Below are 16,263 nucleotides of genomic sequence, written 5' to 3' on the forward strand. Positions count from 1 at the left end.
AAACAACAAAAAAATAGAATAAATCTTAATTGCACTCTCCTCTAACAAAAATCATCTTTAATAGTAAATTTAAATTTTCTATCAAAGAATTTATGCAAATTTTTTATAAATCAGTTGTTATCATTTTGAAAACTAAGATTATGGATATCATTCATATGAACCCTAAAATTTGATTTACTAACTTAACCCTTTTGATAGTAGGTAAATTAAAATTTAAAAGTCATTTAGGATCAACCAAATACTTTAAAATATTTCAATATGTTTTTTGTATTATTATCTTTCAAAATAGAAAAAAGTTCATATCAAAAGTTGATATGAACTTTTTAACTAAATGTTACATATTTGATTCTTTTAACTTTTTAAAGGAGAAAGAAATCAAATCATCATTTCCAAATGCACCTGCTTTTGTTATAACCCGTAGATTATCATAATCTCCACCTGTAATTTTCATCATTGGTGTCCCAGTTGCAACTTCGGTAATAATATCAACGCTATTTGCTTTAACTACATCAAAGAAGCCCTTGGCAGTATCTCCACCTGTAATGAATAGCCCTGATGGCTTAATATTTTTAATTATCCGTCTACCCAATCCACCTAAAATTGACTGAACTATTAAACCTATTTCGTCCATGGAAAGACCGTCTGCTTTTAATTTATCTTGAGTATACTTTAATTCATTTCTATTAATAGTCGCAGAAGACGTAACAATTACATCTTGTCCATCCTTCATGGCATTAACGGCCTCATCAACATAGTTATAATACGATTCATCTTTATATACATCATAAATAGGAATTGAAATAACTTTGACATTATTTTCTCTAGCAAATTTAACCTGCTTGGATGTAACTTCACTTACGCTTCCCACAATAGCCAATGCTGGTACTACAGGATTCTCAATACTTAAAATTGCATCCATTATTCCTGACGATCCAACCCATAGTACCTTCAATTTAGATTTTAAAATATCTTTAACTAGCAATTGTAAATCTAAATCACTCATAGCATCTGCTGCATAAAATTTAGTTTGTGAGTCTATATTGATGTTGCCACTTCTTATTTCATCCAATGAAATTGCATCAACATTCTCACCAGGAAATGCTTTTTTTAAAATACTAAAGATATTATCGTCATTTAGAGGCTTAACTGGATCTTTTGCAAATTGTGTATCTAATCCTTTCACTCCATTAATAGTAAGAACACTATCTTTAACTTGACGGCCGATAGATGGTAGTGATGGAGCAAATACTAAAATGTCACTCTCATAAAGACGATTTAGTTCATTTAACTCATCAGGAATATTACCGCGTAAAGTAGAATCGACTTTTTTTATTGTGTAATCAAATTGTTTCATATCCGTTTGCAATACCGCTCTTGAAATTTTATCTCTAGCATCACTAGGACTTAAATTACGTGACTCAGTGTCCACGACTAATGATGAATATGTACCCTCTTCGTCATGAAGTCTAACCTGAACAGGAATACCACGTTTTGCTAGTTGAACTCCTGTATCTGTTGAACCAGTGAAATCATCAGCCATAATTAAATATTTTTTATCCATTTGCAATAACACCTTTTTTCTCAACATCACTATTACTTTTTGCCTTATTCTCATGTTTTACTAACCATGAAACTAGCAAAGGACAAAGAATTGCTGTAATAATAACTGAAGCAGCAACCTGTGCAGTAGCAACAGCTGTCGTTTTTGCAAATGAAGGAACAACCGCAGCAATTGCAGCTGGAGTTGCGGCCGCGTTACCAGCAGTAGTACCAATAGCAGCTCCTACCGCTGGATGCTCTGTACGAAGAATATATTTCATAATTAAATAACCACCGAATCCGGCAATTAATGTTACTAAAATACCTAAGACAATACCTGGTAGACCGGCCTTAATTATTTGTGAAAAGTTTAAGGCTGCTCCAAGAGTAAATGCGAAGAATGGAATAGGCATAACGGTACCTGCTTTAAAGAAATCTTTAAGATCTGGATCTAAATTACCAAAAATAAATCCCAATACGATTGGTACTAATGCTGCAACAAACAACATAACTGGTAATTTTGCTGTTCCAGTTGCACCTAAAGCAATCATAGTAAAAAATGGTCCATCCATTAACGTAGTAATGGAAATTGCTCCAACGTCACTTGCATCACCATATTCTCCGGCAAGTGCACCATACAAACCACCATTCGCATTAGTCATTGATGATATCAAGGCTAATGGTAGAATCCCTAGAAATGTTCCGTTTCCAAAAAGTGAGCCAATGATCCATCCAAAAATAAGACCTAATAATAATCTAAAGAATGTTAATGCAGCACCCCTAATAACTGGTTGTCCTGCTTGTTTAATTGAAATTTGTGCACCATTACAAAAGCAGAATAATGATAGTAAAGTTAAAGTACCTGTTTTGAAAAGCGCAGTAGTAAATCCACCAATTTCTAGTGAATGTGGTAAGAAGGTGTTAAAAGTGGTCCCTAGTAAAAGTGGAACAACCATTAGTCCTCCAGGAACTTTATTTATTCCTTTAAGAATCTTCATTGCTAATCCCCCTATTTGTTAACAGCTAATTTAGTTGCATAGTCAATTGAATTTAACAAACTAATATCATTGGCCTTACCAGTCAAAACTTGGTCAAATGCTGTCCCATGATCAACTGACGTACGAATGATTGGTAATCCTAATGTGATATTCACACCAGATACATTGCCCCATGTCTTAGTCTTTTGATCATACTTAAATCCGATCAATTTAATAGGAATATGTCCTTGGTCATGATACATTGCTACAACAATGTCAAACCAACCACCTGCTGCCTTAGGAAATACAGTATCTGGTGGAACTGGACCAGTAACATTAATTCCTTCATCTTTAGCAACATTTATTGCAGGAATAATTTCTTTTTCTTCTTCATCACCAAATAATCCGTTTTCACTGCTATGTGGATTTAACCCCGCAACTCCAATCTTTGGTTCTGGAATTCCCAATTGTTTCATAGCCTTATTAGCAATTTCAATAACCTCTAATACACGATCCTTTTTAACCAGTTCTGTTGCACGTCTTAATGAAACATGTGTACTAACATGAACCACCCTAAGATTTTCATGTGCTAACATCATTGTGTAATTTTTAGTACCCGTTCTTGTTGCATATATTTCGGTGTGACCAGCGAAATGATGACCAGCCAAATTCATGGCTTCTTTATTAAGTGCATTAGTTACCGTTGCATCAACATCCTTATTCATCGCCAAATCAATAACCGTCGTTACATATTTATATGCAGCATCTCCCGCCATAGCACTAACTTGACCAAATTTGAGATTATTGATATCAATCATTTTCATATCTAAAACATCCATCGAACCAAATTCAAATTTTGCTTCACTTACTTTCTGAATTGGATTCAAATTTAATTTTAATTCCGGTATTTTTTTCATGACGTACTCAAGAACTGAAACATCACCAACAATAAATGGATGGCACTTCTCAAATAATTCTTCATGTTTAAAAGCTTTTAAAGATATTTCGGGACCAATACTTGCTGGGTCCCCCATAGTAATAGCAATAATAGGTAATTTCATTTTATCGGTATTCCTTATGAATACCTTCACTCCCCTCTCTTTATCTTTCATAACATAGTTTAGAAGGGTTGAAATAAAAGCGCTAACATAATATGATTCATATTGAAACAGGTTTCTTCAATAGAAACCATTTATCTAAGCATATTAATAAACCATGTTTCATAATGAAACATAAGGAGATAAAATATTGAAATTTAGGATTTTAGGTATTTATCCATACGCAGGATTAGAACAATCAATCAAAAATCAATTACCAAAATTCTCAGAATTAAAGATCGATCATTTTGTCGGTGATTTAAGTTACGGAATTGAAATAGCAACTAAGCAATTAAAAGAAAACAATTATGATGCGATTATTTCACGTGGTGGAACCAAAAGAGCATTAGAACAAAAATTTGATTTACCAATCATTGATATTGGGGTATCAAAATACGATATCTTACAAGCAATTCAAAGTCTCAAACATATTAATAAAATTGCGGTTGTTGGATTTGATTTCTTAAGTATAAATGCCGAACATGTAATTAAAGATTTCAACAAGAACTTATCCGTATTTAAAATTGAATCCTTGGATGATGCACAAAAAATCCTCCTTCAACTGAAGGAGGATAACTATGATGTCATTATTGGAGATAGGATAACCAGTCGCCTGGCAAATAAAATTGGTATTAACTGTATTCTCATTTCATCAGGAGATGAGAGTGTTATTTCGGCTCTACAAAATTGCTTAACCATCTTAAAAAACAAGTATTCTGAAAAAGAATCTAGCCGTATACTTCTTGATTTATTAAGATACCGTAATGAAAGTCTTGTTGTGACTGACGAAGATAACATGATAAACTACACTGCTAATTTAAACCACTCTCCAAAGTTAATTCCACACATAAAAAAAAGAATCCGATATATAAATTGGGAGGAAAACAAAACCAGTATATTTATGAGCCAGAATAAATATTATCAAATGAACAAAATAAGGAATTCTACATATATTATAAGCAAATTGAACAATTATCTGCCTAACAAAGCGATAAATACACCAACAGATGAAAACGAAGAAATATTCAATGCCTATTTGAAAAGCAATTTATCCCAAAAGTTCTTAAATGCTCTAGAAATATACAAACATAACGATGATATACTCTTTATTGCGGGAGAAAACGGTTCTGGAAAAAATCAGTTAATAAGTATTATAAGTTCATCTGAAGCTAAAAAAACTTTTAGAATAAATTGTAGCGAATTAACTGAATTAAAACTAAATGATCTGGAAAATTCGCTATCTTCCCCATTATTGGATACTCAAAATATTATTATATTTGATCACTTAGACAAAATAAATGTTGGCCTTCAGCGCAAACTAATGTATTTTATAAATGAAACATTACTTTTCAAAAGAAATAAACTCATTTTCAGTTATGAACTAGATTCACAAAACGGAGTAAATTTAACTAGAATATTATTGAAGCAACCTAAATATATTGAATTAAGACCCTTTAACTATCTAGATAGTAAACAAATATCGTTATTAATATCTTTACTGATAAATCAATTGAATATAAGTTACGGTCGAGAAATACTTGGAGTAACTGATATAACTTTTGATCGTATACTGAGAGGACCGTGGGAAAGAAATTATTGGCAATTTATAACTGTTCTAACAGAAAGTTATAAAGCTACCAAATCTCCCTATATCGACCTAAGTAGTTTAAAATATGGACTTAATCAAGAAAATATTGAATATAATCTTACAAAAACTAGCAAAATCAATCATGTACAGAGAAATAAATTAAGCATTCCAATTGAGAACAATTTAGATGACAGCATTGACCTAATAGTACAAAAAGAACTTGCAATGAATAACTTTAATAAAACAAAAACTGCAAAATCATTAGGTATATCCAGATCTACCTTATGGCGTTTATTAAAAAGAATTGAATAACAAGGAGCAAATCATGCTAAAAAATATCCTCTTCGACATCGACGGAACAATCACTGATACAGAATACACGATCATAAAATCCTTACAGGCCTTACTTCTTCGCGAAAAAGGTCTAACTGTTAAAGATGAGGATCTCTACTATATTTTAGGAATTCCCGGCGAAGATGGCGTACGTCAATTTTCTGACAACCAAGCGGATCTTGATGATTTATTGGAGAAATGGCGCTTACTTATTGCTGACTATGCTAAATACTCAACTGTTTTTGACGGTATGGAAAAGCTTTTCATAAATTTGAATAAGGCTAACATGAACCTAGGAATAATAACTTCTAAAACCCATCAGGAATTGAAAAATGATTTTGATCGTTTCAATTTGAATAAATACTTTGACATTTTCGTAACGGCATCTGACACAGAGAAACATAAGCCAGAGCCTGATCCAATATATAAAGCTTTGGATATGTTAAATGCAGCACCTGAAAACTCAATCTACATTGGCGATTCGATTTACGATATGAAATGCGCTCATAGTGCAAATCTTCCCTTTGCATTGGCTAGTTGGGGCGCTAAATATAACCCCGAATTTAAACAAGCGGAATACAAATTGGATACTCCTGATTCATTAATGCAAATAATTTTATAGTTTTTTGAGCAAAAATCTAGATATATTTAGCTAAACCTGACAAAATACATGGTAGATACAAGCACCCCCAACTGTTTGTATCCACCCCCGTTGATTTTTATAACTCAACATAAAAAGCCACCAGATTCCCCGACCTGGCGGCTTTTACTTTGTCTAAAATATTCCTAAAATTTTAATAACGATAATAGCTAAAACCATACTGATAATAGCATGAACCATGAATAAAATTGAAAATGATGTGAAGTACAACAAATAACTATTTAATAGATCGATTTTCCCAACAATGATAAAAATATTGCCAATTACAAATTGTACGATCAACCAAGGTATTATTCCCTTATGAACTGTACTAAAATCGGCATCACTTAAATCATATCCGGTACTGGCAATCATGATCGTCAAAACTAAATACAGAATGATCATCGACCAAGTTCCATTAGCGAACGCGGTCTTTAGATTATTCAAAACTGACTCAACCAGATTAGTGGCATTTAAAGTCGTTTCCGTACCGATACTACTGAAGTTGAATTGGGCATTCAGTAAAAATTTCTGCAACAAATATAATGCAACAGAACAAGTATAATATGGTGCTAAGCCAATAAAGAAGTTCCCTAAACGCTGATAAATATTATTTTCGTTCCAAGAATGTTGAACTGACCCTAATGCACCGGAGTTTTGGTAGTGAACATTCAACAATTGCACTTTGGTAACCTTATGTCCGAAGATAAATGCAAACATAGCGTGACCCAATTCATGGATCATAACGCCCAGTCCCCCGACAACTAACTGACTATTATTTCCTAAATTATCTACTAGAGTTTTCTTGGCAACGTGTCCGATCCACGACACAATTCTTGCGGTCAGATACGGTACGACAGTAAAAGTCACCAAGACACCTAAAATCCATCTAAAGTAGTCTTCCAAAAAGAAATCTCCTTATTTTTGAATTGATTATGTTATTTTATCAAAAGTATCGCTCCAAATAATATTAAGATCATGTAAACATACTTTACAAAATCCGCACTATTTATTTTTGATGCGACCCAATTTCCCAATGGTATCACTAATATCAACAAGGGAACGATTATTAAAAGTAATTTAACTACTTCTAAACTCCACATCCCCGAAGATATCTGGCTAAGCACAACGATACTACCAACACAGACAAAGTGTCCTTGCAGGATACCTCGCAATTTGAAGGCATCCCATTTTTTTGCTGTTCCATAAACTACTATTGGAACGCCATGGCTATTGAAGGAACTCCCCAGAATACCTGATATCATTCCTGCTAGATAGTCATATTTGTCATTTATTTTAATATTTATTGGACTCTTCCTATTAAGAAAGTAGAGATTATATCCTCCATAGATAACAATGAATGTACCCAAGAATTTCATAATTATTTTGGGAGAACCCAATTTGATGATCAATATACCGATCGGTATCCCTAGAATTGATCCAATCACCAGACGCTTTAAAACTTGATAATCAATATTTCCTTTATACCTTATGGCTACTGGAATCGCTACGATCAATCCTAAAGCACCTATCAAAGCTGTTGATGATTCGATATCAAATGATATCAATGCCAACAACGGCATGGTGACCAGCGCTTCTCCAAATCCAAAAACTGTTCTCATTAAAGCCCCGAATAAGGCAATAATAACGACTAAAAAGTATATCACCGGATTCCTCCTATTTAGTTAATGAGATACGATCTTTTTCAGTGATTTTTCGTAATACTTTGCAAGGTACACCTGCAGCAACTACTCCAGCTGGAATGTCCTTATTAACGACACTACCAGCCCCAATTACACTGTTATTACCGATTGTTACACCACCAAGAACACTGACATTGGCACCCAACCAAACATTATTTCCAATATGAATCGGGGCACTCGTTTCCATTCCAGAAGCACGCTGTTCTGGATCTAGTGGATGACTGGCACAAGCTATACAAACACCCGGCGCAATAAAAACACCATCCCCTAAATAAACTGGAGAAGTATCAAGGATTGAACAATTATAATTGATAAATGCCATTCCTGTACTGTGAATGTTAAATCCATAGTCGCATCTAAAACTAGGCTCGATCATAGTCAAGTCAGTAGATTCCGCAAATAATTTCTTAATAATATTTTTACGTTTATCAATTTCTGTCGGTCTAGTTTGATTGTATTCAAAACACAATTCCTTTGATTTATCTTGCAAACCCATAGGCATATCTTTGTAACTTATAGCATAGGGGCGATCCTGTCGAATCATTTCTTTAATATCCATTTTTCACCTCATTCATATATGTTAACAAATAATCAATAAAAAAAGACCCTTTTCAGGGTCTGAAAGTTAATCTGATTAATACATCTCACCTAAACTATTAAGACCATTAATCAATGAATACATCCAGTATATTACAAATAAACTAAGAACTACATTGACTAGAAAATAAACTAATCCCGCTAGATTCCAAGTCTTTTGTGTTTTCTTAAAGCCCTCGATATCGTTATGATCACTGTTATTCCATGCCCACTCATTTCCCTTAAATCCACAAACAAATGCCCAAATAATATTGAAAAGTGGAATCAAACATAACAATGGTAAGTAAGTCTTATTACCGATCCCCCACCATACATTAAAAGCAAATGCTCCCCAATTCCAACCTTTGATTTCGTCTGGTGTTCCTTTAATTTCTACTTGTTGTGACGTTGCTTCTTGCATAGATGTTCTCCCTGAATTCGTTTTATGGTTCTATCTATATAGTAAACAAATCATCGCTTATTAAATATCGCCAATATGTCAATCTATGGTCTTTCATAGCCAAACTTGATATGATTTTAAAAAAGGAGTTCTTATGAAAATACCGAATACAAGAATCAAGATACCTAAGATATTTTTAATGATAGCTCTATTGCTTCCTTTGATCGGTTATCGCCGGCACAAATAAAAAGTCATGGAAAATTTTCCATGACTTTTTTTACTTGCGCCAAAAACTAGTACAGTCTTTTTTATCTTCTATATTAAATTCAATGATCTTTTTTAGTAAATCATAATTTACTTCTTGATCAAACTGAATCCTAAACATCTTCTTACCAAAGCTATAATTATTTTGCTCAAAATCTTTATTGAATTGTTCCATCGCTAGACCTTCAGGCGCAATCGACATATGCTTTTTTGCTACACTGAAACCAATTATAAAAGTTCCATGATCAGTAAACATTGGTTGATTCCAGGCTACTCTTGTACTTAAGTCGGGAAAAGTTTCATGTACCCAATTAAGAATTTCAACAACTCGTTCTTGATGGTCTGCATCGTCAATTTTAGCTAAATATTCTTCAAAGACATCCATACTGATTCTCCTATACTCATAGTTTCATAAGTATAGCATTACTATTAGATTCCTTCGATTTTTTCAAGCTTTGAAATTAATTCTGTTTGATTTTCATTAAGTTCACTTTTATTTGATTGTACAAAGGTAAGTAGTTGATCGACAAGGCTTGTTTCGTTTCCGCCCTTTTGCAGGTGTACGTATGTATTCATCAACACTTGCTTAAATTCATTTGAGTTATTATCGGTTAAGCCACTAAATAATTCATGAATTATCGTTAATACTGTTTCAGTCATAACTCTATCCTCTACCATGAATTTACAGAAAACAATTCATCTGCATTGAACTTCATAGTAACATATCACACGAAAACTGATTAACAATTTTCATTATTTTTCAAAATTAAGACAAATAAAAAAGGCGCCGAAGCACCCTACTCTACTGCGAAACCTGGATTACGTGACATCCAATCAATTTTCTGTGTATAATCCTCTCCCGTTTCCATTCCAGCTAAAGCTTTTGAAACTTTATTGTCATCTTTTAATTTGCCAAACAGATGTGTTAATGAATAATTTTCATCAAGTAACTTATATGTAGATAGAATTAATTCTTTGCAATACCCGTCTTGATCAACATCCTTGGTGTTGTTCATATCTGTATATAATTCTGATAAAACCTTCTTAGCTTCCGAATTGTCATTTAATTTCATAAATTACACCGCCTATTTTAATAGATTTTACCTAAAGAACGTTCTAATTCCGCTACACAATATTCTATTTTTTGAATGTACTGACTTGCCTCTTTATTGAACTCTAATCCCTCGGTTATTGATAATTGATCCAAATAAGACTTCAAAGAGGCAATTGTATTGTCTTTCAAAAATTCCGTATCGTTCAGCCTTAAATATGTATCTCGTATCTTTTCTGCCGCCATCTTGTCGCACTCTCGGGACATATCCAAAGTACTATATAAACCCGATAAGGCCGATTTCAATGCCGTTAGATCTTCATACTCCAATGACCTTCACCTGCCAGTCTCAATAATTTTTATAAAATTATTTTTGATTTATAGTCATCATACATCTTTAAAATGATAGCGTCTACATTTTGCATAATTCGTTATTTTTAATTAAGTATTCGACTTAAAAATGACTGTTAAGTAAAGTTTTTATGGGTATGTTGAACAGATTAGCACTTTTAAAATCACAGTCAAATAAATTACTAATTTAATTAGCAATATCCTAACAAAAAAAGTTGAAATATCCCACTATATTAGTGGAGATACTTCAACTTTTTACTTTTCAACAATATCTTTTACTACAAAATTATGCTTCAAACCGGGCCAGATCAACTTATCAGCCGTCGCGATCAATACCCCATTAAAAATGATCGAGAACAATGTTCCGACATTAACTGAATATATCTTACCTGTCATAACAAAAGCTACGATCACGATAATAATTGGTGGCACAAAATCAATGATCTGTGCAGCTGTTGAATTACCCTTTAGATAAAAGAATCTTAAAATATTTGTCGTATCATCATTAGGATGCATGATGATATTGGCACGTTGATATAACGAAATTGCTACACAGAAACAAGCAACTCCCAAACATGATAGTACGGCTCTAACGATCATTGGAAGATTGGGCACTCCAAGATTGTTTAACATATCCGTAAAGATATCCACAAAAGAACTGAAGAATAAAATATAGAGTATCTCTCCAACCATTCTTTTAATATCAAGTCTTCTAATTAAGAATTGATTAGTTATAGCATTCAATACCCCAACTATGAAAAGTATCATTCCGACACTTAAACCAGACATCATATTGATGTTAACTGCGGCTGCGGTCCAAATTCCACTTCCCATATTAGCTGAGATGCAAAGCCCATTACCGAAGGCATTCAAAATCAGTCCGATTATCAAACCTGATATCCGCACTGTCATTGTATTTTTAATACATATCACTCCAAACAAAAGTCAATACTAAACAGTATACTCTACTAAAGACTATATGAAACCGTCCAACTGAGAGTTGTGTGATACTGTCCCGGCTGAATATCTGATGAGTTGAAATACAACCTCAATCCTTCAGACTTCTTCCAATAAATTGGCTTGACCTTTTCCCCCTCTTCAAATCTAGCGACAGACGCATCATTATTTGATAAATCAACAAAACTACCATCGTCATAATAATATCTTAAACTAGCTGGTAGGATTATATTCTTATCCTTAGTATTTCTAAAATACTCATTTTGAGAAACTGAAATAGAGGCCTCTCCTATTTTGCGTCGTTGATCATCCGCTTCAATAATCGGGTCTTTTTCGTCATTATGATTAACTCGATCAACTATCTGGTCCCTTTGTACGAAATGATGAACTCCATAGTCAATATTATTAACCGTTATAGTTAAAAAGTTATCAATCAGATTCATCGATAATGGAGTGCCATTTTTCAGATAAAAATTACCATCTGAGTCTGTTCCTTTAATAAAAGGTGTAGTTGTAAAGCTGCCTTTTTTCGTATTTCCCATTGTGGCTGTAATTTTGACAGTGTGTGATTCTTTACCTAAAAAATTTAACTGATCTATTTCTAAGGTATTATTTTCTGTTTTATATCGTGACAAGTCGACAATTTTATCATCTATAAGCACCCTTTGGACAGTCATATTTTCGTATAAAGGCATGACAAAGTTTCCATTATCCAAGGAAGAATCTTCACTGTTATTATTCATAGTGCTTTCAATATTGATAACATCCCCACCTGATACATTATCCAAACTAGTATTCAGATCATTATTAGTATTATCAGAATATGTTTGATTATGAATCGTGTCGATCATATCTATTTTAGGACTACCTACTGCTTGAACTTTCAATTCAGCATTATTAGTAGTAATAGATTTAGAATTTGAACGCTCATTTATTTTTACGACTGCATAATACTGACTGCCATTATCAGTCAACTTAGTCTTAGGTGTTGTATAAGTTACTCCACCAGTGGCTACCTGCGTAGTTTTAGAATCTTGAACCTTGTACCACGTTATCGTTGCCTGATCTGGATCTATATCTCCTCTTATCCTAAATGTAGCAGTCTGACCTGATTTAACAGTCTGAGGATCCAATCCCTTACCGACCTCAACTTCAAAAGAATCGCTCAATGTTTCTTGCTTGCCATCCTCAGTTGTATTATTTATTGTTGCCGTAATAGTCAATTTTCCAATCATGCCATTATTATTAGCCGTTATCAATCCGGTTTCTGGATCAACTCTTGCCAAACTATCATTACTTCCAGACCAGGTTATTTTGCCAGTAGAATTATAGGGCGTTACATCAACATGTGCATATGATGATCCATTGATATATAAGTATGGATCTTCTATTCCTGCTTCTATCTTTGTAGCAGAAATATGTTTTGCAACAAATGACACAAACGCTAAGTTAGAGTATATCGTCGTAAACGGAAGTGTGTTCCAAGTGACTTGCTGTTGATAAAATCTCCACTTTTTCTCATCATATAAGCTTATTTTTATATTTTTATCGTTACCACCTTCATCTTTGGGTATTTTAATCCATTCAGTTCCCAAATGTGGTAAAAAATACCATTGATATGTAGGCCTTGCTAACCAATTTAAGGATTTTGAAAATACTGAACGATCAGCGTCTGTATACAGCGTGATAGAATCTCCAATTTCAGCATAATTTTCTCTCCGGGGCTGTTTTTTATACCCAGCGCTCATCAACTCACCTAAGACATTTATTGGCTTGGGCGTAGGCGGATTCCTTGGCTTAATATTTTCCCATATAGCAATGTTATCTGTTCCAGATATGGTTTCACTTGTTACCTGTTCAGTATCATTATAGTCGCTGGCTGCACTACTTTTATCTTCTGAAAAAATGACAAATAAAGTCATATTCAATAAAAGTAGTATAAAAAAGAATACGCATTTTTTCATAATGATTCCTTTCGTGATTTATATTTCAATATAATAATATAGTTATAGTACCTATAACTTATTTAAATGTTATCACGAATCATTTCGTTTATCATTTCATTTTTCGATACATTGGTCTAGAGCAAAAAAACACTCTCATTTTTTGAGAGTGTTTTTTTTATTAAACTATGACAACAGCTTTTCCAAAACTATCTTTACTTTCCAAAAACTCATGTGCCTGTTGTACTTCACTAAGTTTAAAGACTTTTGTTGGTGCAACATCAACGTGTCTAGATTCAATAAGATCAAGCAGATTTTGCAATAATTGTTTGTCTATTTGTCCAGAATAAAATGAGGTTAAATAACAACAACTGCTTTCATATTAATCACCTTTTAGCAAATTATGTTTGACCAGATAATCATGTGCCACTTTAGAGGCTTTTTCATGTTTAACGGCTACTTGATAATTCATCTTTTGCATATCTTCTTCACTAATTTTACCAGCTAGCTTACTCAAAGTTGTCTTTAGTTCTGGGTACTTAGTGATCAACTTTTCGGAAACCAGCGGAGCACCTTGATATGGTGGGAAAAATTCTTTATTGTCTTTCAGCGCTACTAAATTATATTCCTTGATCTGGGGATCAGTCGTGTAACCATCAACTAGATTGACCTTGCCATTAGCAATCGCCTTATATCGAATTGAAGATTCCATTGTCTTAGCACTAGCAAATTCTAAGTTATAGGCCTTGCTAATACCGGGATATCCATCTTTTAACTGATAAAAATCGGGATCAAATCCAGCATGTATCTTACCTTCAACACCTACTAAATCGGAAACAGTCTTTAAATTATACTTTTTAGCAAAGCTCTTCTTTACTACTAAAGCATAACCATTCTCGTACTTCATTGGTTTTAAGTAATCCAAATCTTCTTGTTCTTTTAACAGTTTTTTGGCTAATTGATATGTCGCCTTAGGATCGTGGCTGGCACTCTTATTGGTTTTAACTAAGGACTCCAAAACTGTTCCTGTAAACTCGGGGTAAATATCGATTGAGCCTGATTTTAATGCTTTAAATAAGAACGATGTACCACCAAAATTAGGCTTAGTAGAAACTTTCATATTTGGATGATCATTTTCAATTAAGTCTTTATACATATTGATCAAAATCTCTGGTTCACTACCCATTTTACCGGCAATAGTAATTGAAACCTTTGGTTGGGCAACTGTCCGATACCCAAAATATCCACCCATCAAAACGACTACCGCAGTAAAGATAATTCCAATTTTCCGTAGTGATAATTTTGAAATACCTTTAATAGCTGCACTGAAAATCAATGCTAAAACGGCTGAGAAGACCGCACCAATGATCAATAAGGCATTATTATTCGTTTCAATACCTAACAGAATATACGTACCAAGGCCACCTGCACCGATCAAGGCAGCAAGAGTCGCAGTACCAATGATCATAACCATAGCAATCCTTAACCCTGAAATTATCATCGGCATGGCTAAAGGAATTTCAATTTTAACTAATTTCTTTGTTCGAGATAATCCAAAGGCTTCGGCAGCCTCTTCTAAATTAGGATCGATCGTGGTCAATCCTGAATAAGTATTTTGGAAAATCGGCATTACCGCATATAGAACTAAAGCAATAACAGATGGGACAGTCCCGATACCAACTATCGGGATCAAAATACCCAACAATGCCAAACTGGGAATTGTCTGCAAAACACTGGTGATCTGCAAGATAACTTCAGCAGCACGTTTGTGATTCATTAAAATAATCGCTAAAGGAATGGCAATAACCGCTGCAATTAATAGTGATACCAAAGAAATAGTAATGTGTTGACCAATAGAACTTAAAATATCGTTACCTTGAGTTTGTAAAATGTGAATAATACTATTCATTACTCTCACCATCCCTTGCTAGATAACTTAAGAGATTTTGAGTAGTTAGCTTCCAAACTTTTTCATCTGAACTTTCGATCAATGCAAATTTCTTATTCTCCAAAACTCGAGCCAAATCAGAAACATTATCTTCTTCACTTAAATCGGCATCTTGTTTGTCTACTCCTTGACAATTTTGACTGTCGATGATCAACTTGATTTTTTTATCATCATTATGTTGGTTCTTAAAGAATCCATCCACAAAATTATTTTTCGGATTATGAATTATCTCATCACGTGTTCCAACCTGTTCTAGGTGTCCTAAACGCATGATGGCAATCGTATTCCCTAATCTCAAAGCCTCATTCATGTCATGAGTTACAAAAATAAAAGTCATTTTCATTTCCTTGTGTAATTTCAAAACTAATTCTTGTAATTGATTACGAGAAATTGGGTCTAACGCACTAAATGGCTCATCCATCAAAACAACTTTAGGATTAGATGAAAGCGCACGAATAATACCAACTCGCTGCTGTTCACCGCCAGATAGCTCTCTAGGGAATCTTTGTGCATATTCTGGTGCTAAACCAACTTTTTCTAAAAGATCCATCGCTACTTTATGACGTACATCTTTTGACCATTTGAGTGATTCTGGCTGAATAGTGATATTTTCTTCAATTGTCATATTGGGAAATAACGCAATATTCTGCAATACATATCCCATATTTAGACGCATTTCTTGTAAGTCCAAACTATCAATATCCTTACCATCGATCAAAATCTCTCCAGATGTTTGTTTGATAAGTCGATTGATCATCTTTAGGGTAGTTGTTTTTCCACTACCACTGGGGCCAACCAAAACAAAAAAATCTCCATCATTGATTGTTAAGTTCAAATCAGAAATTGCTTGATTACCCTGATATTTTTTGTAAACATTCTTGAATTCAATCATGAAT

At 33.6% G+C, this 16,263-nt stretch carries 18 protein-coding genes; 2 read left to right on the forward strand and 16 right to left on the reverse strand.

Annotation, left to right across the window (positions count from 1 at the left end):
* Window positions 1-334 precede the first annotated feature (334 nt).
* The 3 genes from EKM60_RS07025 to pdxA are packed head-to-tail and all read right to left on the reverse strand — an operon-like array spanning window position 335 to window position 3,577.
* Window positions 335-1,561, reverse strand: a complete 1,227-nt coding sequence (locus tag EKM60_RS07025; RefSeq protein WP_164508351.1) for a four-carbon acid sugar kinase family protein — start codon at window positions 1,559-1,561, stop codon at window positions 335-337.
* The gene (locus EKM60_RS07030) at window positions 1,554-2,537 is read right to left on the reverse strand and encodes a 2-keto-3-deoxygluconate permease (protein WP_125713873.1); all 984 of its coding nucleotides are present in this window, start codon (window positions 2,535-2,537) and stop codon (window positions 1,554-1,556) included. Before EKM60_RS07030 ends, EKM60_RS07025 begins: the two co-directional genes overlap by 8 nt.
* A gap of 11 nt (window positions 2,538-2,548) precedes the next feature.
* Window positions 2,549-3,577, reverse strand: coding sequence for a 4-hydroxythreonine-4-phosphate dehydrogenase PdxA (pdxA, locus tag EKM60_RS07035; protein ID WP_225427020.1), 1,029 nt, complete (start codon window positions 3,575-3,577; stop codon window positions 2,549-2,551).
* 187 nt (window positions 3,578-3,764) lie between these two features.
* Here pdxA and EKM60_RS07040 point away from each other — a divergent pair, with 187 nt between their 5' ends.
* Both EKM60_RS07040 and EKM60_RS07045 read left to right on the forward strand, forming a co-directional pair.
* A complete protein-coding gene (locus EKM60_RS07040) occupies window positions 3,765-5,513 on the forward strand; it encodes a sigma-54-dependent Fis family transcriptional regulator (RefSeq protein WP_164508352.1) in 1,749 nt (582 codons plus the stop codon).
* 13 nt (window positions 5,514-5,526) lie between these two features.
* Window positions 5,527-6,156 carry an HAD family hydrolase gene (locus EKM60_RS07045; RefSeq protein WP_125713878.1) on the forward strand — a complete coding sequence of 210 codons (630 nt, stop codon included), beginning with the start codon at window positions 5,527-5,529 and terminating at the stop codon, window positions 6,154-6,156.
* A gap of 153 nt (window positions 6,157-6,309) precedes the next feature.
* Here the strand turns inward: EKM60_RS07045 and EKM60_RS07050 are convergent, their stop codons facing one another.
* The 13 genes from EKM60_RS07050 to EKM60_RS07110 form a co-directional block, all read right to left on the reverse strand.
* On the reverse strand, window positions 6,310-7,080 hold the full coding sequence (locus tag EKM60_RS07050; RefSeq protein WP_125713880.1) for a hypothetical protein: 771 nt from the start codon (window positions 7,078-7,080) through the stop codon (window positions 6,310-6,312).
* A 32-nt stretch (window positions 7,081-7,112) separates the two neighbouring features.
* The gene (locus tag EKM60_RS07055; RefSeq protein WP_125713882.1) at window positions 7,113-7,841 is read right to left on the reverse strand and encodes a sulfite exporter TauE/SafE family protein; all 729 of its coding nucleotides are present in this window, start codon (window positions 7,839-7,841) and stop codon (window positions 7,113-7,115) included.
* 10 nt (window positions 7,842-7,851) lie between these two features.
* Window positions 7,852-8,436, reverse strand: coding sequence for a sugar O-acetyltransferase (locus EKM60_RS07060; RefSeq protein WP_125713884.1), 585 nt, complete (start codon window positions 8,434-8,436; stop codon window positions 7,852-7,854).
* Window positions 8,437-8,511: 75 nt separating this feature from the next.
* A complete protein-coding gene (locus EKM60_RS07065) occupies window positions 8,512-8,874 on the reverse strand; it encodes a ribonuclease G (protein ID WP_125713886.1) in 363 nt (120 codons plus the stop codon).
* Between the two features lie 256 nt (window positions 8,875-9,130).
* The gene (locus EKM60_RS07070; protein WP_125713888.1) at window positions 9,131-9,502 is read right to left on the reverse strand and encodes an iron chaperone; all 372 of its coding nucleotides are present in this window, start codon (window positions 9,500-9,502) and stop codon (window positions 9,131-9,133) included.
* Window positions 9,503-9,546: 44 nt separating this feature from the next.
* Complete coding sequence (locus EKM60_RS07075) at window positions 9,547-9,777, reverse strand: hypothetical protein (RefSeq protein ID WP_125713890.1); 231 nt, start codon at window positions 9,775-9,777, stop codon at window positions 9,547-9,549.
* Window positions 9,778-9,914: 137 nt separating this feature from the next.
* Window positions 9,915-10,190 (reverse strand): hypothetical protein, encoded by a 276-nt coding sequence (locus EKM60_RS07080; protein WP_125713892.1) that lies wholly within the window; start codon window positions 10,188-10,190, stop codon window positions 9,915-9,917.
* 17 nt (window positions 10,191-10,207) lie between these two features.
* On the reverse strand, window positions 10,208-10,498 hold the full coding sequence (locus EKM60_RS07085) for a hypothetical protein (protein ID WP_125713894.1): 291 nt from the start codon (window positions 10,496-10,498) through the stop codon (window positions 10,208-10,210).
* 276 nt (window positions 10,499-10,774) lie between these two features.
* Window positions 10,775-11,407 carry a hypothetical protein gene (locus EKM60_RS07090; protein WP_125713958.1) on the reverse strand — a complete coding sequence of 211 codons (633 nt, stop codon included), beginning with the start codon at window positions 11,405-11,407 and terminating at the stop codon, window positions 10,775-10,777.
* A gap of 80 nt (window positions 11,408-11,487) precedes the next feature.
* Complete coding sequence (locus EKM60_RS07095) at window positions 11,488-13,398, reverse strand: Ig-like domain-containing protein (protein WP_164508354.1); 1,911 nt, start codon at window positions 13,396-13,398, stop codon at window positions 11,488-11,490.
* 202 nt (window positions 13,399-13,600) lie between these two features.
* Window positions 13,601-13,756, reverse strand: a complete 156-nt coding sequence (locus EKM60_RS07100; RefSeq protein ID WP_125713898.1) for a zinc-binding dehydrogenase — start codon at window positions 13,754-13,756, stop codon at window positions 13,601-13,603.
* Window positions 13,757-13,801: 45 nt separating this feature from the next.
* On the reverse strand, window positions 13,802-15,328 hold the full coding sequence (locus EKM60_RS07105) for an ABC transporter permease/substrate-binding protein (RefSeq protein ID WP_125713900.1): 1,527 nt from the start codon (window positions 15,326-15,328) through the stop codon (window positions 13,802-13,804).
* Window positions 15,321-16,259: an ABC transporter ATP-binding protein gene (locus tag EKM60_RS07110; protein ID WP_125713902.1), complete on the reverse strand. Its 939-nt coding sequence runs from the start codon at window positions 16,257-16,259 to the stop codon at window positions 15,321-15,323. The genes EKM60_RS07105 and EKM60_RS07110 overlap by 8 nt, the downstream gene beginning before the upstream one ends.
* Window positions 16,260-16,263 lie beyond the last annotated feature (4 nt).

The organism is Companilactobacillus kedongensis (assembly GCF_003946625.1).
In the GTDB taxonomy this organism is placed as follows: Bacteria; Bacillota; Bacilli; order Lactobacillales; family Lactobacillaceae; genus Companilactobacillus; species Companilactobacillus kedongensis.